Here is an 18669-nt window from a genome sequence, read left to right as displayed (position 1 = left end):
GGCCGGCCTCGGTGCGGGCAGAGCAGTCGCACCGATGTGGCCCGTTTCAGATCTTCCGTCGTCGTGACGCGATCGACAGCAGCGGCCCGCGTACCCGCCGGGTGCCGCGCGACATGTTCCGCCAGGATGCCTGTGTCACGTACTGTCCGGCGATGGCGCCTGCAGCGAGTGCTGCAGCGACAGCGGCCGCGACGAGCGCGGCGAGCAGGCCGGCGACCGATCCGGATGCCAGCTGCATCAGCGCGTTGAACAGCACGAGGCCGGGAAGGAGTGGAACGAGACCGGTGATCACGAGAGCGAGCACGGGCGTGCGGCTCAGGTGCGCGAGGACCGAGGCGAGCATCCCGACGGCAAGTGCCGCGATAGCGGATGACCAGACCGGCCCGAACGTGTTGGCCGCGCACACGAGGTAGAGCGCCTCCGCCACCGCGCCGAGCAGGCAGACAGCCCAGAGCGCGCGCCACGGCACCTGAGTCGCCAGGGCGAAGCCGATCACGATGACGATGGCGCTCGCAACCGTGATCGCAGGCGGGCCGCCGATCTGAGTGCCGCTCGACATCACATCCAGAGACAGTCCGAGGCCCGAGAATACGAGGGATGCGCCGATCACCCCGGCCGCGATGCCGATCGTGATGACGAGGGCCTCGGTGAGCCGGGCGAGCCCGGTGAGATAGAAGCCGGAGAGGATGTCTTGCACGCCGCCGAAGATCGCGGTACCGGCGAGCAGCACGATGATCGTGGCGACGACAACGAGACGTGCCGACTCCTGCGGTTGTACGAGGTGCACGACGACGGCCGCGACCGGTCCGACGACCCCGCCGACGACACTCTGGAAGAAGACCGGAGCGCGGCGCCGAGCCATGAGCGACGTGATGCTCTCCAGCACGAACGCCGCGACGAACGCGACCGCCGCCACGAGGAGGTCGCCCCCGACGAGGAGTGCCGCGCCGCCTCCGATCAGGCTCCACCCGATGCGCAGCACGAGACGGGATGCCTGCGGCTTGTGCGATGCGATTCGCGCCAGGTGACGCCGTGCCTTGTCGAGTTCGAACTTCCCGTCGACAATCTCCTCGAACAGGGTGGACGCCGCGGCCAACCGGGCGAAGTCCATCCCACGGGCCGGGATCGTGTGGCGTCGCGACACCGACTCGTACGTGCCGGGGTTCGTCCAGGTCAGGCTCAGCACGGTGTGCGTGACATCCGAGTCGACGTTCCGCACCCCGTACGCGCCGGCGATCGCGGTCATGGCGGCGGTCGCATCCGCTGCTCCTGCGCCCGAGGAGAACAACACTTCGGCCAGCCGGATCGCGAGGTCCAGCACCACCCGGATTCGTCCTGGTGCGTCCAGCGCTCCACCCTCAGCCATCGAAGCCAACGCTACTCATCGTCGGGCAGCGACAGCAGTCCGATTGCCCGAACGAGGTGGGCCGCAGCTACTCGGCGCCCGGCGCGATCAGCCCCGACTCGTAGGCAACGATCACCAGCTGTGCGCGATCGTGGGCATCCAGCTTCGTCATCGCACGGTTGATATGCGTCTTCGCCGTCGCGGGGGAGATGAACAGGGCGGCGGCGATCTCGTCGTTGGAGCGGCCCCTGCCCACCAGGGCGAGGATCTCGGTCTCGCGCTCGGTGAGGTCCGGAGGCAGCACGCGAGAGGGCGCGGTCGATTCCGGCGCGGCGAGCGAGCGGCGGATGAGCGCGCGGGTGGCGACCGGCGAGAGCAGTTCGTCACCCGCGTGCACGATGCGCACCGCACGCACGATCTCGTTCGGATCCGCGCCCTTGCCGAGGAAGCCGGCCGCTCCGGCCCGCAGCGCCGACAACAGGTTCTCCTCGTCCTCGAATGTGGTGAGCACGAGCACCCGGGTGGCGTCGAGCTCCGTGTTGGAGCGGATGGCCGTGGTCGCTGCGATGCCGTCGGTGCCCGGCATCCGCAGGTCCATGACGACGACGTCGGGATGCTCGCGGGTCGCGATCGCGATCGCCTCAGCGCCGTCGGATGCCTCGCCCACCACCTCGATGTCACTCTCATGGCGGAGCAGGCTCACGACGGCGGACCGGATCAGCGCCTGATCGTCCGCGATCAGCACACGGATCACAGACGGCTCCGATCGTTCGCACGCGTGAGCGCGCCTCCCGGGTCGGTCGCATTGCGGGCGTCGACCGCTCCGGACCGGCCGGTCGTGTCTCGTGCGGCCGGGAGCGTGGCTACGAGTTGGAATCGGCCGTTCGCCCGCTCCAGCCGCACGCTGCCACCCACTTCCGCGAGCCTTTCACGCATGCCGATCAGTCCATGACCGTCCCCGGACGGCACGGTCGCGTCCCCGACGACCGGGTTGGCCACCCGGATCCGCAATTGGTCCCGCCCATAGTCCAGTTCGACCTCCGCCGTGCGTTCCGGCCCGTGCTTGTACGCGTTGGTGAGCGCCTCTTGCACCACGCGATACGCGATCGGACTGAGTCGGGCATCCAGAGCGTACGGCTCGCCGTTCACGTGCACGCTGACCTTCAGACCACTCTTCGCGAAGAGCGACAGCAGGCCCTGGATGCGCGCGAAATCGGGCTCCTCCACGATGTCGCGGTCCGCACTGCTGCGCAGGAGGCCCAGCATGTCGCTGAGTTCGGCGAGCACGCTGCGTGCTGCATCGCCGACGATGGCGATCGCGGCCTGCGCCTCGTCCGGGTCGTCGCGCAGAGATCGCTCTGCAACGCCCGCCTGCAGATTGATCACTGCGATGCGATGTGCCACCGAGTCGTGCAGATCCCTGGCGATCGCGAGCCGATCCTCCGCGACACGACGCCTGGCCTCGGCTTCCCTCGACTCCTCTGCACGTCGTGCCCGTTCCCGCGCCGACTCGAGCGCGTCGAAGTAGGAACGGATGGCCGACCCGAGGGCTGCGGCGAACGCGATCAGCACGGCGGGCTGCAAGGTGGCCGGAGCGGTGACATCCCCCGCGCCGAAGCCTGCGCCCGCGATGATCAGCTCTTCGAGAGGCAGGAGCACGATCAACGCCACCGCGAACGTGACGGTCAGCGCGCGGGAGCGGTAACGCGCCACCGTGTACATGCCGATCGCGACGGGCAGAGCGAACACGGGCGAGTGCGGAACACCCAACAGCGCAGCGGCCAGACCGATGAGCAGACACGCGACGAGCGCCGGCACCGGGAACCGGCGGCGGGCGAACAGCACGACGCCTGCCGCCGCCATGAACGGAAGCACGATCAGGCCGTACCGGCCGGCCTCGCCCGCCCCGTCTCGGCTGGCGGGAACGAACGACGCGAGGCAGACGAACACGAAGACGATGACGTCGACCACGACGTCCCGCGCGCGAACAGACCTGGCCTGTGCCGGCATCGGTCCTCCGTTCCCCGCGAGCGCCTCCACCGACAAGCATCGCGCAGCTGCGCCCGGGTGTCCTCCGCCTAGCGCGGTCGCTCGCATACCGCGACCGCGGTACCCAAGACACCGCAGCAGTCGGATGCCGGCGGCGGGGCCGCTCGTGACACTGAACTGGCGGCATTCTTCACCCGAGAGAGAACGGACACGATGGCAGCTGTACTGGAAGCACGCGACCTCCGCAGGTCGTACGGAAGCGGTGCCGACCGCTTCGAGGCCCTGCGCGGGGTTTCGCTGAACTTGATAAGCGGCGAGAGCCTCGCGATCGTGGGCAAGAGCGGCTCAGGCAAGTCGACCCTGATGCACCTGCTCGCCCTGCTCGACCGGCCCACCTCCGGCGCCGTGCTCGTCGACGGCGCGGATGCGAAGAACGTGCGCGGGACAGACCTGAATCGGCTTCGCAACAAGGACTTCGGCTTCGTCTTCCAGCAGTTCTTCCTCAACGCCCACGCCAGCGTGCTCGACAACGTCGCTCTCCCGCTCGTCATCGCAGGCGTATCCCGATCGCAGCGCAAGCGCCGCGCGATGGAGGCGCTCGACCGGCTGGGTCTCGCCGACAAGGCGCGCAATCGCGCCAACGATCTCTCCGGGGGTCAGAAGCAGCGCGTCGTCATCGCCAGGGCACTGGTGAATGAGCCGAAGGTCATCTTCGCCGACGAGCCGACCGGCAATCTGGACTCCTCGACGGGCGCAGAAGTCGAGGGAATGCTCTTCGGGCTGCACCGCGAACAGGGGATCACGCTCGTGGTCGTCACACACGACGCCGACCTGGCATCCCGCTGCAAACGGAGCATCACGATGCGCGACGGACTCATCTCCGACGTCTCGGAGGTGGCGGCATGAAGACCGGCGACCTGATCGAATCCGCGGTCCAGAACACGTTCCGCAGCAAGCTGCGCACCACGCTCACGGTGATCGCCATCTTCATCGGCGCGTTCACCCTCACGCTCACCTCCGCCATCGGAACCGGCATCTCCGGTTACATCACGACGCAGGTCGCGGCGATCGGCTCCACCGACTCGCTGACCGTGACGAAGGCGCAGAGCGCGCAGACATCCACGGGTTCCGGGCCGCAGAAATACAACCCGGACACCGCGAGCTCTGGACAGGTCGGAGAGCTCGCCCGCGGCGGAGCGGCTGCGCTCACCGCGAGCGACATCACGACGATCAAGAACGTCGACGGCATCACCTCGGTCACCGGAAACACCGGGATCAACCCGTCGTGGATCAGCTACGCCGCGGGCGGCAAGTGGGTCGTCACGATGAACTCCGTGCGCAACATCAAGGCCGATCTCGCGTCCGGCGCGCAGCTGGAAAACGGGTCGAATCAGAACCAGATCGTGCTACCGACCACCTACCTGCACAACCTCGGGCTCGGCACCGCGAAGGATGCCGTCGGCAAGACGGTCACGATCGGCATCAAGGACTATCTCGGTTCGATGCACGAGGTGGATGCCACGATCGTCGGCATCCAGAACGCCACGCTCTTCACCTCGGGCGCCTCCGTCAACGACGCCCTGCGCGGCTCGCTCGTAACAGCGCAGACCACGGGCAAGCCGGCTGCGGTGGCAACGACCTATGGCAGCGCCACGGCGACGATCGCGAAGGATGCCACGCCTCGGCAGATCGCCACCATCAAGACGGACCTGAAGAACGCCGGGTTCACCGGCCAGACCGTCAACGACCAGCTGGGCAGCCTGCTCACCGTGATCAACGGCATCGTCGGCGTGCTCGACGCGTTCGCCGTGATCGCACTGATAGCCGCCGGGTTCGGCATCGTGAACACCCTCCTGATGAGCGTTCAGGAACGCACCCGCGAGATCGGGCTGATGAAGGCGATGGGAATGGGGAACGGGCGGGTCTTCACCCTGTTCAGCCTTGAAGCCGTCTTCATCGGATTCCTGGGCAGCGCCATCGGAGCCCTCGCCGCCATCGGTCTCGGAACGCTGATCAGCAACCGGCTCTCCGCGACGCTGCTCTCCGATCTGCCCGGGCTCCATCTGTTGCAGTTCTCGGTGGCCTCGGTCGCCACGATCATCATCGTGGTCATGGCGATCAGCTTCGTCGCAGGCACGTTGCCCGCACGCCGGGCGTCGCGTCAGGACCCGATCGAGGCGCTCCGGTACGAGTGAGGCGCGACCGCCCAGTTGCGGGGCCCCCTCACACGGGCCGAGCTACGCTTCTTCCTTGTTCAAGAACGAGTCGGTCAGGAGTTCGAGGTGCCCGACGTGGCACGCCGTCTCCTCGAGCATGTGCACCAACGCCCACCGCAGTGTGACGCGCCCTCTGCCGAAGGACGGGTCGGATGCCTTCGCCTCGAGGCTGGAGATCGACGCCACAACTGCACGACTGCGCTCGCACGATTCCTGGTACAAGGCCGTGACCTGCTCGACGGTGTCGTCGACAGCGGATTCGAAGTCCCAGTCGGGCCGGGCATCGAAGGGTGCGGATGCCCATGGCTCGGGAAGCTCCCTTGAATCGATTCGTGCGGTGAACCAGTGATCTTCCATGTGCGCGAGATGCTTGACGACCCCGCCTGGTGTCAGCGTGGTGGCGGCCAAACTCGCCTCTCGCGCCTGCCCATCGGACAAGGCGGAGAACCTTTCGATCACGCGTCGGCGGTAGAGGTCGAGGAATTGGATGAGAGTGGTGCGCTCGTCCGCATCGAGATCTGGATAGCTCGAGACTGGGGCGGTGTCACTCATGGCCGAACACTAGACCACCCCCGACTTACCGGCCGAACTTGCCGCTTCAGGCGCGAATAGCGACAACGCGGGACGGGAATTCCGCGAGCGGCGGCGCCCGAACGCCCGCGACTCCTTGACGCCTTCCGCTGACGGCCGTACGTTCGCCCCATGGTCGAGCCCATCACCTCGAAGCAGTTCCATGAAGCCCAAGGCGTCGAAGACTGGCGCGTGCTCTCCGACGGCGCGGCTGCGTTCTTCGCAACCGGATCGTTCGCGAAGGGCCTCGAGTTCGTCGACAGAATCGGGGCACTGGCGGATGCCGCCAATCATCATCCCGACATCGACCTGCGGTACCCAGCGGTGCTCGTCAAGCTGATGACCCACGAGGTGATGCCGAACGGCTGGCTGAGCGAGCGCGACGTCGCTCTTGCCGCGCAGATCTCCGAGGTCGCACGCGAGCTCGGGATCACGACCGATCCCACCAAGGTGCAGACGGTTCAGGTCGCGATCGATGCCCTCGACATCCCGAAGGTGCAGGCGTTCTGGGCTGCGATTCTCGGGCGGTCCGCTACCGAGGAGGATCTGTTCGACGAGAACGGATTCGCTCCCAACTTCTGGTTCCAGCAGATGGATGCCGCGCGCCCGCAGCGCAATCGCATCCACATCGATCTCTACGTGCCGGCCGATCAAGCGGATGCCCGTGTCGCCGCGGCGCTCGCGGCCGGCGGAACCGTGGTGCGCGACAACGGCCCGCAGTGGTGGACCCTTGCCGATCCGGAAGGCAACGAGGTCGACGTCGCTCCGTGGCCCGACACCTGGTCGGGTTGGGGCGGCTGACCGTCCCGGCCAGTCGTCAACGAGCCACGAACCCGCCCTCGATCGGACGCACTTCGACGCCGCCGCCCTGCCCATTTATGGGGTTGCGGCGGGCGATGTCGAGCGCGGAGTCCAGGTCATCCGCTTCGATGACGTAGAAGCCGGCGATGTACTCCTTGCTCTTCGCGAAGGGGCCGTCGGTCACCTCGCCGAGGCACGAGCTGCTCCGTTCACTGATTCGGGTCATTGCGCCCGACATCCCTTCGTCGAACAGAATGCGAGCGATTCGACCCCTATCGCCCCTCCACACGCCGCTGTGCGTCGCGGGGAGCCTCAGGCGATGGGGGCCCAGGCGCCGCAACGCCCGAAGCCGTGTCGACGAGGGGTTGACGAGCGGATGCCCGACATCCATACTTAGGTGCGTGCCTAAGTATCACGACGAGCTCGACGCCGTGCTCCGCGCTCTCGCGGATCCGACGCGTCGTGCCGTCGTGGAGCGGCTGGCGAAGTCTCCGGCCGTCGTGTCGGAACTCGCTGCACCGTTCGCGATGGCGTTGCCCTCGCTGATGCAGCACCTGCGCGTGCTCGAAGATGCGGGACTGATCACGTCCCAGAAGAACGGGCGGGTCCGCACGGTGAGCCTGGTCCCCGGCGCCCTCGACGTGCTGCACCTCTGGCTCGACGAGCAGCGGACCCCGGCAGAACGCCAAGCCGACCGGCTGGGCATCCACTTGACGCGCACAACACCGAAAGAAGGCTGACATGACACGTGTTCGAATCGACCTGTTCCTCTCCCTCGACGGCTACGTCGCGAGCGCCGAGCCGTCGCCGGAGAGTCCGATGGGCGAGGACTGGGAGCGCCTCACCGCCGCCTACACCGCGACCCGCACGTTCCGGAGCATGGTCTTCGGCGACACGAGCGGCGCCGGCACGACCGGCGTCGACGACAAGTACGCCTCCGCATTCTTCGAGGGCATCGGCGCGGAGATCATGGGTGCGGGCATGTTCGGTCTGCACTCCTTCCCCGACGACCCGAACTGGAAGGGATGGTGGGGGGACCAGCCGCCGTTCCACACCCCGGTCTACGTGCTCACGCACACGGCGCCGCGTCCGTCGATCCCGATGGAGGGCGGAACGGTCTTTCACTTCCGCGACGATTCCGTCGAGGCGGTGATGGCCGAGGGCACTGAGGCTGCGCGCGGCCGAGACGTGCGCGTAGGCGGAGGAATCGGCACCGCCCGCGAGTTCCTGCTCGCCGGCCTCGTCGACCACCTGCACCTCATGATCGCTCCCGTCATCCTCGGTCGTGGAACACGGCTGTGGGATGACCTGGGCGGGCTCGAGCGCACCCACATCGTCACGACCGAGGTGTCCGAGAGCGGCACCATCCACGTCAACTTCACGCGGTAGGAGAAACCTCATGGCCCTCGAACGTCGCATCGCCCACTCCGGATTCACCCTGCACCGCGACTACCCCGTGCCCGTCGAGCGCGTCTGGGATGCGTTCGCGATCGAGGAGCAGAAGTTCCAGTGGTTCGGCGAAGGCGAAGCCTTCGAGACCGGTGAGTGGGTCTTCGACTTCCGCATCGGCGGGCACGACGTCGCCGAAGGAGCGTTCCACGACGGTCCGGTGTCGCGGTACATGTCGACGTATGCCGACATCGTTGAGCACTCGCGCATCGTCACCACCTACGACATGTGGCTCGACGCAACGCACATGTCGACGTCGATCGCCTCCTTCGAATTCGAACCGGTCGAGGACGGCACCCGCCTCACCCAGGTCGAGCACGGCGTCTTCTTCGACCGGTTCTGGGCCGATGGTCCTCACCGCGAGGCGGGCAGCCGCGGCATCCTCGAGAACCTCGGCAGTTACCTCGAGCCGCTCAATAGGTGACGCCGCCGGGCAGGACCACGGGCGCTCGCGGCCGCTGACCGAAGTCGAAATCGGCCGCGATGTTGCCGAGCTCGGGGTTGTTCTCCCGCACGTCGGGGCGCGGGTCCGGTCGCCCGTCGGTGGCCGGGTCCAAGCGCTGTCCGTGCAGGAAGTCGTCCTCGATGAACTTCACATACGCGTCGTGGCTAAGGGTCTGATGGTCGATGAAGCCCTTGCGTGCGTACGGGCTGATCACGATGGCGGGCACGCGCAGCCCGTACCCGTTCTGGTCGACGACCGGCGGTTTCACGTGATCGTAGAAGCCGCCCCAGTCGTCCCACGAGAGGAAGATCGCGGTGCTCGACCAGTCCGGGCTCTTCATGACGGCATTGATGAGACCCGTCACGTAGGCCTGGCCGGCGCTGACCTTCGCCGGCGGATGCTCGCTCACCTGACCGCTCGGGTCGATCCAGCTCACCGCCGGCAGGGTTCCCGCTTTCGCGGCCGAGTAGAACTTCGTCAGCGACTGGATGTTTCCCAGCTGTCCGTCCTGCTTCACGGTGTCGAAGTAAGGGAGCGGGTTCCAGATGCCCGGCGTCTTCGCGTTCTGCTTGACGGGCGCGCACGTCATGGCCGAGTCATCCTCGCAGTCCGGCTCCGTGCCGTTGAACACGTAATAGCCCCATGACACCTTCTGCTTGTGCAGCAGGTAGGTGAGATCCGTCCACGCGTAGTCCGGGGGTGCGAGCGCGTTGGATGCCGCGATCAGCTTCTGCTTGAGCGCGTCGGGCAGGGTCGCCTTGTCCACCGCCGCCTGGCAGGTGGCGAGGGAGTCCTTCGCGGTGCAGTTCTGCCGGATGAGCGCGTGCAGCTGCGCCGCGACATCCGGGGTGATGCCGATCTTGGTCAGCTGCGCCTGGCATGCCGGCTTCGCCATGCCGCCACGGCAGGCGCCGATGAGGTTCTTCTTGACGGCACCGCCGAAGTCGGGCGGGTTGCCCGGGCTCTGCAGCGCGTTCACGCAGCTCTGCGGGTCGCCGGCCTTGCTGCACTTCGCCGACCACTCCGAGACCATGTACAGGTGCGATGGCAGGCTCCACGACGCGTTCGACTCGAACAGGTGATCGTCGAGAACGAAGTCCTTCGCATAGGTCCAGTAGTTCGGGATGTCCGCACCCGTCTTGTATCCCATGACATCGGTCTGCGTTCCCGCGGCGCACGACGGCGCATTGGGTGCGCACTTTTTCTTCGCCTGCTCGGCCTGTGCGACGAAGCCGTCCATCTTGCCGCCGTCGATGTCGGCAGTCGCGTTGGCAGCGCCGTGCGGTCCGCCCGAGTTCACGTCCGCCGGGTCGTGGAACGGCTTGTCGCAGGCGCCGGTCGCGGGATCGGGCACGCAGACGGTGGGTGTTCCGTTCGACATCGGGATGCCGTCGGCGCCGGGAAACGTGCCGAAGTAGCTGTCGAACGACCGGTTCTCCTGCATGATCACGACGACGTGCTTGATCTTCGAGATGCCCGCTTCGATGCCCGTTCCGGCTGCTCCGGACGGCTGCGCGGTGGACGCCTGCGAGACGCCGAGCGCGTGGACCGCGGCGAAGTCCGACCGCACTCCGAAGGCGACGCCGAGTGTGACCGCCACGACCGCCAGGATCGTGACGACCCCTGCCGCGGTGATGGACATCATCCGGTGCGACCGGATCCACGATCCGAGCCGAGACCGCCGAGAACGAGCCGGACCTGTCATGCGTCCACGATCATCCCGCCGCGGCCTCCGCGGGTCAGAGTTTCGTAAAGAGGGCGTTAGCGCTTCCTGATACCGCCGCCGGCGGGGTGCGACCGACGGCCCGATGTGACCGAGGACGATAATGGGTGGCCGTGACTGATGTGCTCGTGCTGCACGGCTCACCCGGCTCGGGGAAGAGCACCCTCGCGCGGGCGCTCTCCGAAGCGCTTCGGGCGGCGGATGTCGCGCACGGCGTCATCGATATGGACGAACTGAGCCTCGTGCACCCGTACCCGAGCCGATGGTTCCCGCGCGAGAACCTTCGTGCCATCTGGCCGAACTACGTCGACGCCGCACCCGACATGAAGCTGATCATCCCGATGGTGTTCAACGACGAGGAGGAGGTCGAGCTCGTCCAAGCGGCCATGCCAGGGGCGAGGCTGCTGATCTGCGAGACGACCGCACCCCTCGCCGTGCTGAAGGAGCGAGTGACCGAACGCGAGCCCACCGAAGAGTGGGCGACAGCGCTGCGCCAATGGGTCGACGTCTACCATGCCCGGTCCGATCACGACCGCATCCGGCACTTCCAGGTGGTCACGTATCCTGCGACGGTCGACGAGTCCGTGCACGAGATCCTGGAACGAACGGGCTGGATGCCCTGAGCCGGGCGCAGGCGGGGTTCTCTAGAAGCCGCACGTGTGCCGTGTGTCTCAGCTCCCGCGAGTCGGGAGTCCGCATCCGCATCTTCTGAGACACCTGCGACGCTCACCTGAGGACTCGGGTCACGGCCTGTCTGGGTCCGAGGCTGGTGGGCGAGGTCGCCGCACGGATGTACTCGATGCCTTCTGGCCAACGAGCGATGTGCTGGCCATGTGTCGCCTCGTCGTAGCCGATGTAGGTCACCCCTTCGATTTCGACGCGGAACAGGGCGAACCTCCTCACGACCGGCTGCCAGCCGAGTTGCTCGCCCGCGGCGGATGCATAGCGTTCCTGCACCGATGTCTTGTGCTCCTGGATCGCTCTGCCGACGATCTTGATCTCGACTCCCGGCTCCGGGCCCGTGACGATGCTGTTCAACACGATTCGTTCATCGCGGGCCAGGTCCAGCGCCTTCTTGGACTTGAGCATCATCGACAGCCACAGGTCATCGTCCATGATCAAAGGTTCCACACCGCTGATCCGCGCGATGCCAGCACGTCGGACGGTGCCGATGAAAAGGACGCCGGGCTCGATCAACTTCTGGTTCGCGATTGCGCCGAGCGCCGGTTGCGCCGAAACGAGGTCCGACCATCTCATGCGTGTGACTCTAACGATCCCGCCCGACAGCCTGATGCGACCGCTGTGCTCCTCTTCGTACACGGCGGTACGGTGACGAGACCTGCAAGTAGCAGCTCCTGATGAGCGTTTCCACGGCACCGATCAAGGCCACGATCACGATCGACGAGCTCGCTCGCGTCGACATCCGCGTCGGCACCATCACTGCGGTCGACGACGTCCCCGCCTCCAACAAACTGGTACGGCTCACGGTCGACCTCGGCGACCATCGGCGCAGCATCCTCGTCGGCGTGAAACAAGAACGCGAGGACCCGACGGAGATCGTCGGCCGGCAAGCACTCGTCGTAGTCAACCTCGCCCCGCGCCGGATGGCCGGCGAGTTGTCGGAGGGGATGCTGTTCGACATCGGGTACTCCGACGGCATCACACCGGTGCTCGCCACACCCGAGGTTCCGGTGCCGAACGGGACCCGGGCGGGTTGAGCACACGTCGCACGTGGCCCGCCGTCAGTAGGCAGCGATCAATCGTTCGACCAGTGCACGGGCCGCCTCACTCGGCGACGTTCGCGTCACGACGCTGAACTCCCAGTCGATGCGTTCTGCCAGGGAGACGACGACCGCGTCGGTGCCCGGCGGTATGAGCAGTTCCGGCAGAAGCGCGACACCGAGTCCAGCGGCGACGAAGACCGGTATTGCCGCAGTCTCGGTCGCTTCGATCGCGACATCCCGGCTCACGCCGAGGCCGTTCAGGGCGCCGTCCAGGATGTCACGGTTGCCGAACCCGACAGGCGCGTCCACGAATCGTTCCTTCGCGAGGTCTGCCAGGCTGATCGTCTTCTGCCTTGCGAGATCGTGCCCGGGCGGCAGCAGCGCTACATACCTGGTGATGGCCAATCGGTGCGTGGCGAGGCCGGTGGCCGCGGAGGCCGGCAGCCCGAACAAGCTGAGGTCGAGGCGACCACGCAGCACGTCATTCGCGAGTTCCCTCGAACCGGTGGGGGACGAGCGAAGACGCAGGTCGACGAGCGGATGTTCGCGGTGGAACTCTCGGACCACCCGGGGCAGTGCGAGGTAGCTGACGTTCGAGAACACTCCGATACGCAGCTCACCGCGTAGTTCCCCGCGAGGGTCGGCAGCGGTGCGGGCGCGCGCCTCGGCGTCGGCGATGCCGCGCAAGGCCGGCAGCACCGATTCGCCCGCCGGGGTGAGGCGCACTCCCCGCTGGTCGCGCTCGAACAGCACGGTGCCGAGGTCTCTTTCGAGTGCTTGAACACCCGCCGAGACCGTGGACTGCACGGCGAATACCCGTTGGGCTGCGCGTGTGAAGCTCAGTTCGTCCGCCACCGCTATCGCGTACTCCACCTGCCGAGTGTCCATGGGAGCAGCTTACCGAGTGAATCGTCGTTATCGATGGCAACCATCGTTTACGTTCGTTGGACACGATGACGCCGATCGGCGAATGTTGTGTCATGACATCGACGACCACGAGACCCACGCCGGCTTCGGCGGGCGGGCGTGTTCCGCATGCTGCAGGGTTCTGGATCATCGCGCTCACCTTTCTCACCGAGATGGCGTTCTGCGCCCTGCCGACCCCGCTCTACGCGATCTACCAGCGGAAGGATGACTTCCCCACGGTCGTCCTGACCGTCATCTTCGCGGTGTATGCGGTCGGAGTCATGCTGAGCCTGTATCTCGCAGGCCACGTCTCCGACTGGATCGGACGGCGACGGATCATCCTCGCCTCCCTGCTCCTGAACCTGCTGGCCGCACTGCTGTTCCTCGTGTGGAACGACGTCGCCGGCCTCATCGTGGCGCGCTTCATCTGCGGCCTCGGAATCGGCATCCTCGCGGCCGCAGCGACCGCGCACCTCGACGAGTTGGGAACCGTGGCCCGCCAGGCGAGCGGGCGTGCAGCGCTCGTCGCCACGTTCGCGAACCTCGGCGGCATCGGCCTCGGCCCCTTGGTGGGCGGACTCATCGCCTCGTGGTCGTCGGCACCGCTGGTCGTTCCGTTCGTACTCTTCGCCGCGCTTCTCACCGCGGAAGGCATTCTCGTCGCCTTCGTTCCCGAGACGGTCGAGCGCCGTGCGGTGCGTCCCTCGTACCGGCCTCAGCGCATCGCCATACCTGCCGGACGTCGTGGCGCGTTCTGGGCTGCGGCCACAGCTGCGTTCGCCGTTTTCACGGTGTTCGGCACCTTCATGGCACTCTCGCCGACGTTCCTCGTCAGCATCCTTCACCAGCACTCTTACCTGCTGGCGGGCCTGGCGCCCTTCGTCGTGTTCATGGCCGCAGCGACGGCGCAGATCGTCACCGCGCGCCTCGGGGTCCCCGCTCAGCTCCGACTCGCCATCGCACTGGCCGTGTTCGGGCTCGCGGGCGTGGCCGTGAGCGCCGTCGTCGCCTCGCTCGCCGTCTTCCTCATCGGCGGCGGGGTCGCGGGCGCGGGCATCGGCATCCTGTTCCGGTGCGCACTCGTCACCGCCGCAGCAGCAGCCGAGCCGGGACGCAGAGGCGAAGCACTTGCGGGTATCTTCCTCGTCGCCTACGCGGGATTGACCCTGCCGCCCTTGCTGACGGCCGTCGCTCTCGGACTCTGGCCGGCGGTTGCCGTGCTCGTCGGCCTCATGTCGCTCGGCGCGCTTCTCGTCGCCGTCTCCGGCGCCATGATGGCGGCGCGGTGAGGCGTCTCCGAGATTACCGGCTGACAACCCCGCCCCCGGAACGGCTCAGGGGAGGACGATGACCTTCCCTGCGACGAGACCGGCGGCGGCCTCTGCGTGGAGCGCGGGCAGCTCCGTCAAAGGGATCCGTCGCGTGACCTCGACGACGAGTGCGCCTGCGTCGACGAGGGATACCAGTTCGGCGAGGCGCTCTCGGTTCGGGCGAACGAACACCGTCGACGCGCGCACCCCTCGGGCTCCGTCGCCGGGTGTGGCCAAGGGCGGGATCGTGTTGACAACCACACCGCCGTCGCGTACGGCGGCCACATACGCGGTGAGCTGTTCGGGCTCGATCGGCGCGAGGTTCAACAACACGTCGACCTGCTCATCGACGGCAGCGAGCAGGTCGGTGTCGGTGTGATCGATGATCTCGTCCGCTCCCGCTGCGCGGACGAGATCGATGCTGCGCGGACTGGCCGTCGCGATGACGTAGACACCTGCCCGCTTGGCGAGCTGGATGGCGTACTTGCCCACCGCACCACCGGCGCCGACGATCAGCACTCGCTGGCCCGGCTCGAGCCCTCCGTCGTCGAAGAGCGCCTGCCACGCGGTCAATGCCACGGACGGCAGCGCCGCGGCATCCGCTAGCGGGATGCTCGTAGGCGCGGCGACGACCGCTTCGGCAGGAGCGATGACGTAGTCGGCCGCACCGCCATTGCGCTCCAGCGGCAGGAACCCGATCACGGCGTCACCGATTGCCACCTCGTCCACGCCCTCACCGACAGCGTCGACCGTGCCGGACACGTCATAGCCGGGGACGTGCGGCAACTCGATCGGGACGGGCATGGCTCCGGCCCGCATACCGGCGTCCGCCGGGTTGAACGCTGACGCTGCGACCCGCAGCCGCACCTGCCCTGCACCCGGGTTCGGCTGTTCGACATCGTCGTACCGGAGAACCTCAGGTCCGCCGACTTCGTGGAACTGCACTGCCTTCATAGTCTCACTCCTCGCCTTTGTACTTCGAATTCGAAGCAGTTCGACGATAACACTGCTTCGACTTCGAAGCAACTAGTAGAATCGGAACATGAGCGCTACGCCCGACGCCCTCACTCCGACGCAGCTCCGCGCGTACTTCGCACTCACCGAGGTCGGCAATCTCCTGCGCCCAGCGGTCGAGAAGCAGCTTCGCGACGACGGCAGCCTCAGTTCTGTGCAGTTCCAGCTCTTGGCGAGGCTGGGCGACTCTCCGGGAGGTCACGAACGGATGACCGACCTCGCGGACGGCGTCGTCTACAGTCGCAGCGGTTTGACATACCAGGCGCAACTGCTCGAGCAGCGCGGTCTCATCACCCGTTCTTCCTCCCCTGAAGACGAGCGCAGCACCGTCGTCACGATCACTGACGCCGGCCGCAACCTGTTGAGTTCCGTGTTCCCCGGCCATGTCGAAACGGTGCACGAACTCCTGTTCGCACCCCTCACGGACGAAGACGCCGACGACCTAGCCCGCATCCTCGGGCGCGTCAGCGAGCACCTCCGCGCAGCCCCGCCACGCTCAGCCGCCCGTCGTCGAGGAAAGTGACGACGCTCGGCGATGTCCCAATCCGCCCCGCCGTCTCGTCGTACTGGTATGGGAAAGCATCGGATCATCGTTCTGGGCGGCGGCTACACCGGCATCGTGGTCGCCGGGCAACTGGCGCGGCGAGTGCGGTCGGACGAGGCATCCGTCACCCTCGTGACGAGCAACGAAACGCGTGACGAGCGGATGCGCTGGCATCAGCTGGCCACCGGGCAGCGGTATGCACTGCTGCCGGTTGCGGATGCCTTGAAAGGCTCGAGCGTAAAGCTCAGGGTTGCTCAGGTGGAACGCATCGACCTCGAGCGGCGCTGCGTCGTCACGGAGAGCGCCACGCTCGAATACGACTCGCTCGTCATCGCCCTCGGCAGCGTCATCGACTTCCGCGGGGTGCCGGGGGCGCACGAGAATGCGCACGGTCTCACCGGCGTCGCGCACATCCGCGAAACGGCGCAGGCGCTCGACGCGCTGCCCGACGGCGCGCCCGTGGTGGTCGTCGGCGGCGGATTGACCGGCATCGAGTTGGCGACCGAGGTCGCCGAATCGCACCCGGGGCTCCGCGTCTCGATCGCGAGCTCACGCGCCCCTGGCGACTGGCTGAGCCCGTCCGGCCGACGGCACCTCGAGCATGCCTTCGACCGATTGGCGATCGAGCGGTTCCTCGGACGCGTGGCACGCATCGGGCCCGACGCGGTCGTCTTCGATGACGGTCGCGAGGTCCCGTCGGCGCTCACGTTGTGGGCGGGCGGGTTTCGAGCGAATCCGCTCGTGCAGGCATCCGGACTCGATGTCGACGAGCTCGGCCGCGCGTGCGTCGACGCGACGTTCCACGCCGTCGGCCACCCCGAGGTGCGGGTCGTCGGCGATGCGGCGCGTGTGCCTGGACCCGACGGGGTGCCGCTGAAGATGGGTTGCCGCACCGGCGCCTTCATGGCGATCACCGCGCCGAAGAAAATGGCAGCGGAACTCGCCGGTGAGGATGCATTCGCATTCTCCGGCCGCTATTTCGCCGAGTGCATCAGCCTCGGACGACACGATGCTCTGCTGCAGTGGCTGACGGCGGAGGGAAGGGCGATCGACCGCATCGTCACCGGCCGCGCCGCCAGGTTCATGAAGGAATACGTGCACCGAGGCAACCTGTTCGTGGCCCGGCATCCCGGACCGTATCTGCCGGTGCGGCGAACGCACGTGCTGGTCCCGTCGAACGGCCATCGCGAGAAGATCGAGGCATGACCGAACTGGAGTCGCTGCGTCGTGTCGCGTTCGGTGCGGCCTACCGCATGCTCGGCTCCGTCACCGACGCAGACGACATCGCCCAGTCGGCCATCGAGCGGATGCTTCGCCTCACCGACGCAGACCGGCCCGCGAACCAGGAGGCGTGGCTCACCACGGTGGCGACACGGCTCGCGATCGACCAGCTGCGCTCTGCGCGTGCCCGTCGCGAGAACTACGTAGGCGAGTGGCTACCGGAACCCATCGTCGGCGAACTCCCGAACGCGTCGCGCGACGCGTCGGAGCATGCGGAACTCGCCGAAGAGTTGTCCTTCGCCTTCCTCGTACTGCTCGAGACGCTGACACCGAGCGAACGTGCCGCGTTCCTGCTCCACGACGTGCTCGACTACTCGTACGACGAGGTCGCCTCGGTGCTCGGCCGCTCCTCCGATGGCGCGGCACGCAAGCTGGTGTCGCGAGCGCGGGCTCGAGTGTCTGGTCGCGTGCCCCGCTATCCCGCGTCAGCGGCAGAGCACGAGGAGCTCGTCTCGCACTTCATCGCGGCGGTGGAGTCGGGTGCGGTGGGCGAGTTCGTCTCGCTGCTCACGGATGATGTCCTCGCCATCAGCGACGGTGGCGGAAAGGTTCCGCCCGGCTTCGCCATCACCCGGCCCGTGCAGGGGTTCGACGCGGTGTCCAAGATGCTGGCATCGTTCGGTCGGAGGGCGGTGTTCCCCGTCCACGTCGAGCCGCATCCCGTCAACGGCGGGCCCGGTGTCGTCATCGTCGCCGATATCCCCGTCGGAGGTGGTGTGCTCGCGGTCATGTCGCTCCAGCTGCGCGACGGAAGGATCGCCGCCATCCACGGCGTCGTGAACCCCGAGAAGCTGCAGCACCTCGTTCCTTCACTGGGACGACTGGCCGACTTCGACGCGGTGCGCGACGCCGAAAAGGCTGGGCACGCGCAAAACGTGCACGACGCCGGGCGCCCTTACGGGCACTAGAGCCACATCGCTCAGGATGCGTTTGCGCCGACGATGTCGTCCGCGTGGTCGGTGATCCACGACATCAGGGGCAGCAGGTACTGCGTGAGTTCGCGTCCGCGATCGGTGAGGCTGTAGTCGACGCGTGGGGGGATCGTTGGTTGGGGAGAGCGGAGCACGAACCCGTCGCGCTCGAGCGTACGGAGAGTCTGCGCGAGCATCTTCTCGCTGACCCCTTGAACAGTGCGCCGCAACTCACCCCATCGCAGGGTGCTCACCGAGAGCGCTACGAGAACCAGCACTCCCCAGGTGCTGGTGACGTGGTTCAGTACGATCCGGCTAGTGTGTTGCGTCGTTAATTCGTTGCTAGTTTTTGTTAGGCTGTGGTATGTCTCGACGCGGGCCCGCTCTGGCCGAATTGACGCTTTCCGCGGAGGAGCGGGCGCAGCTTGAGCGGTGGGTGCG

Annotated in this window: 22 protein-coding genes; 12 read left to right on the top strand and 10 right to left on the bottom strand. The window is 67.1% G+C overall.

Translation table 11 applies throughout. From position 1 onward, the window contains the following. Positions 1–46: 46 nt before the first annotated feature. The 3 genes from ACYVII_RS17105 to ACYVII_RS17095 all read right to left on the bottom strand — a co-directional run bounded on the left by ACYVII_RS17105 (position 47) and on the right by ACYVII_RS17095 (position 3355). A complete protein-coding gene (locus tag ACYVII_RS17105) occupies positions 47–1366 on the bottom strand; it encodes a threonine/serine exporter family protein (protein ID WP_460537346.1) in 1320 nt (439 codons plus the stop codon). A gap of 67 nt (positions 1367–1433) precedes the next feature. Continuing rightward, entirely contained in the window at positions 1434–2099 is a 666-nt protein-coding gene (locus ACYVII_RS17100; RefSeq protein WP_460537344.1) for a response regulator transcription factor, read from the bottom strand. After that, entirely contained in the window at positions 2096–3355 is a 1260-nt protein-coding gene (locus ACYVII_RS17095) for a sensor histidine kinase (protein WP_460537342.1), read from the bottom strand. The genes ACYVII_RS17100 and ACYVII_RS17095 overlap by 4 nt, the downstream gene beginning before the upstream one ends. A gap of 192 nt (positions 3356–3547) precedes the next feature. Here ACYVII_RS17095 and ACYVII_RS17090 point away from each other — a divergent pair, with 192 nt between their 5' ends. Further along, positions 3548–4240 carry an ABC transporter ATP-binding protein gene (locus ACYVII_RS17090; RefSeq protein WP_460537340.1) on the top strand — a complete coding sequence of 231 codons (693 nt, stop codon included), beginning with the start codon at positions 3548–3550 and terminating at the stop codon, positions 4238–4240. After that, complete coding sequence (locus tag ACYVII_RS17085; protein WP_460537338.1) at positions 4237–5529, top strand: ABC transporter permease; 1293 nt, start codon at positions 4237–4239, stop codon at positions 5527–5529. Before ACYVII_RS17090 ends, ACYVII_RS17085 begins: the two co-directional genes overlap by 4 nt. Positions 5530–5571: 42 nt before the next feature. On the opposite strand, the gene ACYVII_RS17080 is transcribed toward ACYVII_RS17085, so the two are convergent. Continuing rightward, a complete protein-coding gene (locus tag ACYVII_RS17080; RefSeq protein WP_460537336.1) occupies positions 5572–6102 on the bottom strand; it encodes a DinB family protein in 531 nt (176 codons plus the stop codon). Between the two features lie 150 nt (positions 6103–6252). On the opposite strand from ACYVII_RS17080, the gene ACYVII_RS17075 reads away from it, so the two are divergent. Beyond that, positions 6253–6921 carry a VOC family protein gene (locus tag ACYVII_RS17075; protein WP_460537334.1) on the top strand — a complete coding sequence of 223 codons (669 nt, stop codon included), beginning with the start codon at positions 6253–6255 and terminating at the stop codon, positions 6919–6921. 16 nt (positions 6922–6937) lie between these two features. Here the strand turns inward: ACYVII_RS17075 and ACYVII_RS17070 are convergent, their stop codons facing one another. Beyond that, the gene (locus ACYVII_RS17070; RefSeq protein WP_460537332.1) at positions 6938–7147 is read right to left on the bottom strand and encodes a YciI family protein; all 210 of its coding nucleotides are present in this window, start codon (positions 7145–7147) and stop codon (positions 6938–6940) included. A 175-nt stretch (positions 7148–7322) separates the two neighbouring features. Here ACYVII_RS17070 and ACYVII_RS17065 point away from each other — a divergent pair, with 175 nt between their 5' ends. Genes ACYVII_RS17065 through ACYVII_RS17055 form a run of 3 tightly spaced genes read left to right on the top strand, consistent with a single transcriptional unit; the run spans position 7323 to position 8794 of the window. Continuing rightward, complete coding sequence (locus ACYVII_RS17065) at positions 7323–7661, top strand: ArsR/SmtB family transcription factor (RefSeq protein WP_460537330.1); 339 nt, start codon at positions 7323–7325, stop codon at positions 7659–7661. A 1-nt stretch (position 7662) separates the two neighbouring features. Beyond that, complete coding sequence (locus ACYVII_RS17060; protein ID WP_460537328.1) at positions 7663–8310, top strand: dihydrofolate reductase family protein; 648 nt, start codon at positions 7663–7665, stop codon at positions 8308–8310. 10 nt (positions 8311–8320) lie between these two features. Then, the gene (locus tag ACYVII_RS17055) at positions 8321–8794 is read left to right on the top strand and encodes an SRPBCC family protein (protein WP_460537326.1); all 474 of its coding nucleotides are present in this window, start codon (positions 8321–8323) and stop codon (positions 8792–8794) included. Here ACYVII_RS17055 and ACYVII_RS17050 read toward each other — a convergent pair. Next, positions 8784–10457 carry an alkaline phosphatase family protein gene (locus tag ACYVII_RS17050; RefSeq protein ID WP_460537324.1) on the bottom strand — a complete coding sequence of 558 codons (1674 nt, stop codon included), beginning with the start codon at positions 10455–10457 and terminating at the stop codon, positions 8784–8786. The genes ACYVII_RS17055 and ACYVII_RS17050 overlap by 11 nt on opposite strands. Before the next feature lie 188 nt (positions 10458–10645). On the opposite strand from ACYVII_RS17050, the gene ACYVII_RS17045 reads away from it, so the two are divergent. Then, positions 10646–11161 carry a P-loop nucleotide/nucleoside kinase family protein gene (locus ACYVII_RS17045; RefSeq protein WP_460537322.1) on the top strand — a complete coding sequence of 172 codons (516 nt, stop codon included), beginning with the start codon at positions 10646–10648 and terminating at the stop codon, positions 11159–11161. A gap of 103 nt (positions 11162–11264) precedes the next feature. Here ACYVII_RS17045 and ACYVII_RS17040 read toward each other — a convergent pair whose 3' ends face one another. Then, positions 11265–11858, bottom strand: a complete 594-nt coding sequence (locus tag ACYVII_RS17040) for a hypothetical protein (RefSeq protein ID WP_460537320.1) — start codon at positions 11856–11858, stop codon at positions 11265–11267. A gap of 38 nt (positions 11859–11896) precedes the next feature. On the opposite strand from ACYVII_RS17040, the gene ACYVII_RS17035 reads away from it, so the two are divergent. Beyond that, positions 11897–12256, top strand: coding sequence for a hypothetical protein (locus ACYVII_RS17035; protein WP_460537318.1), 360 nt, complete (start codon positions 11897–11899; stop codon positions 12254–12256). Between the two features lie 24 nt (positions 12257–12280). Here the strand turns inward: ACYVII_RS17035 and ACYVII_RS17030 are convergent, their stop codons facing one another. Then, the gene (locus ACYVII_RS17030) at positions 12281–13150 is read right to left on the bottom strand and encodes a LysR family transcriptional regulator (RefSeq protein WP_460537316.1); all 870 of its coding nucleotides are present in this window, start codon (positions 13148–13150) and stop codon (positions 12281–12283) included. A gap of 92 nt (positions 13151–13242) precedes the next feature. On the opposite strand from ACYVII_RS17030, the gene ACYVII_RS17025 reads away from it, so the two are divergent. Beyond that, entirely contained in the window at positions 13243–14457 is a 1215-nt protein-coding gene (locus ACYVII_RS17025; RefSeq protein WP_460537314.1) for an MFS transporter, read from the top strand. 45 nt (positions 14458–14502) lie between these two features. Here ACYVII_RS17025 and ACYVII_RS17020 read toward each other — a convergent pair whose 3' ends face one another. Further along, entirely contained in the window at positions 14503–15432 is a 930-nt protein-coding gene (locus ACYVII_RS17020) for an NADP-dependent oxidoreductase (protein ID WP_460537312.1), read from the bottom strand. An 88-nt stretch (positions 15433–15520) separates the two neighbouring features. Here ACYVII_RS17020 and ACYVII_RS17015 point away from each other — a divergent pair, with 88 nt between their 5' ends. From ACYVII_RS17015 to sigJ, 3 genes are read left to right on the top strand one after another with little or no spacing between them, the layout of a single operon-like run. Continuing rightward, positions 15521–16015 carry a MarR family winged helix-turn-helix transcriptional regulator gene (locus tag ACYVII_RS17015; protein WP_460537310.1) on the top strand — a complete coding sequence of 165 codons (495 nt, stop codon included), beginning with the start codon at positions 15521–15523 and terminating at the stop codon, positions 16013–16015. Between the two features lie 48 nt (positions 16016–16063). After that, positions 16064–17242, top strand: a complete 1179-nt coding sequence (locus tag ACYVII_RS17010) for an NAD(P)/FAD-dependent oxidoreductase (RefSeq protein ID WP_460537308.1) — start codon at positions 16064–16066, stop codon at positions 17240–17242. Continuing rightward, positions 17239–18225, top strand: coding sequence for a sigma-70 family RNA polymerase sigma factor family protein (sigJ, locus tag ACYVII_RS17005; protein WP_460537306.1), 987 nt, complete (start codon positions 17239–17241; stop codon positions 18223–18225). Before ACYVII_RS17010 ends, sigJ begins: the two co-directional genes overlap by 4 nt. A gap of 11 nt (positions 18226–18236) precedes the next feature. On the opposite strand, the gene ACYVII_RS17000 is transcribed toward sigJ, so the two are convergent. Then, positions 18237–18623, bottom strand: a complete 387-nt coding sequence (locus ACYVII_RS17000; protein ID WP_460537400.1) for a winged helix-turn-helix transcriptional regulator — start codon at positions 18621–18623, stop codon at positions 18237–18239. Positions 18624–18669 lie beyond the last annotated feature (46 nt).

The organism is Humibacter ginsengiterrae, from assembly GCF_054780115.1.
This window is presented reverse-complemented; position numbering and strand designations above follow the sequence as displayed.

Bases quoted from the DNA above. Each gene is read 5' to 3' on its own strand.
- ACYVII_RS17055 (WP_460537326.1), top strand. From the start codon at position 8,321: ATGGCCCTCGAACGTCGCATCGCCCACTCCGGATTCACCCTGCACCGC.
- ACYVII_RS17030 (WP_460537316.1), bottom strand. From the start codon at position 13,150: ATGGACACTCGGCAGGTGGAGTACGCGATAGCGGTGGCGGACGAACTG.
- ACYVII_RS17085 (WP_460537338.1), top strand. From the start codon at position 4,237: ATGAAGACCGGCGACCTGATCGAATCCGCGGTCCAGAACACGTTCCGC.
- ACYVII_RS17010 (WP_460537308.1), top strand. From the start codon at position 16,064: ATGGGAAAGCATCGGATCATCGTTCTGGGCGGCGGCTACACCGGCATC.
- ACYVII_RS17080 (WP_460537336.1), bottom strand. From the start codon at position 6,102: ATGAGTGACACCGCCCCAGTCTCGAGCTATCCAGATCTCGATGCGGAC.
- ACYVII_RS17050 (WP_460537324.1), bottom strand. From the start codon at position 10,457: ATGTCCATCACCGCGGCAGGGGTCGTCACGATCCTGGCGGTCGTGGCG.
- ACYVII_RS17025 (WP_460537314.1), top strand. From the start codon at position 13,243: ATGACATCGACGACCACGAGACCCACGCCGGCTTCGGCGGGCGGGCGT.
- ACYVII_RS17015 (WP_460537310.1), top strand. From the start codon at position 15,521: ATGAGCGCTACGCCCGACGCCCTCACTCCGACGCAGCTCCGCGCGTAC.
- ACYVII_RS17020 (WP_460537312.1), bottom strand. From the start codon at position 15,432: ATGAAGGCAGTGCAGTTCCACGAAGTCGGCGGACCTGAGGTTCTCCGG.
- ACYVII_RS17035 (WP_460537318.1), top strand. From the start codon at position 11,897: ATGAGCGTTTCCACGGCACCGATCAAGGCCACGATCACGATCGACGAG.
- ACYVII_RS17070 (WP_460537332.1), bottom strand. From the start codon at position 7,147: ATGACCCGAATCAGTGAACGGAGCAGCTCGTGCCTCGGCGAGGTGACC.
- ACYVII_RS17090 (WP_460537340.1), top strand. From the start codon at position 3,548: ATGGCAGCTGTACTGGAAGCACGCGACCTCCGCAGGTCGTACGGAAGC.
- ACYVII_RS17060 (WP_460537328.1), top strand. From the start codon at position 7,663: ATGACACGTGTTCGAATCGACCTGTTCCTCTCCCTCGACGGCTACGTC.
- ACYVII_RS17105 (WP_460537346.1), bottom strand. From the start codon at position 1,366: ATGGCTGAGGGTGGAGCGCTGGACGCACCAGGACGAATCCGGGTGGTG.
- ACYVII_RS17075 (WP_460537334.1), top strand. From the start codon at position 6,253: ATGGTCGAGCCCATCACCTCGAAGCAGTTCCATGAAGCCCAAGGCGTC.
- ACYVII_RS17095 (WP_460537342.1), bottom strand. From the start codon at position 3,355: ATGCCGGCACAGGCCAGGTCTGTTCGCGCGCGGGACGTCGTGGTCGAC.
- sigJ (WP_460537306.1), top strand. From the start codon at position 17,239: ATGACCGAACTGGAGTCGCTGCGTCGTGTCGCGTTCGGTGCGGCCTAC.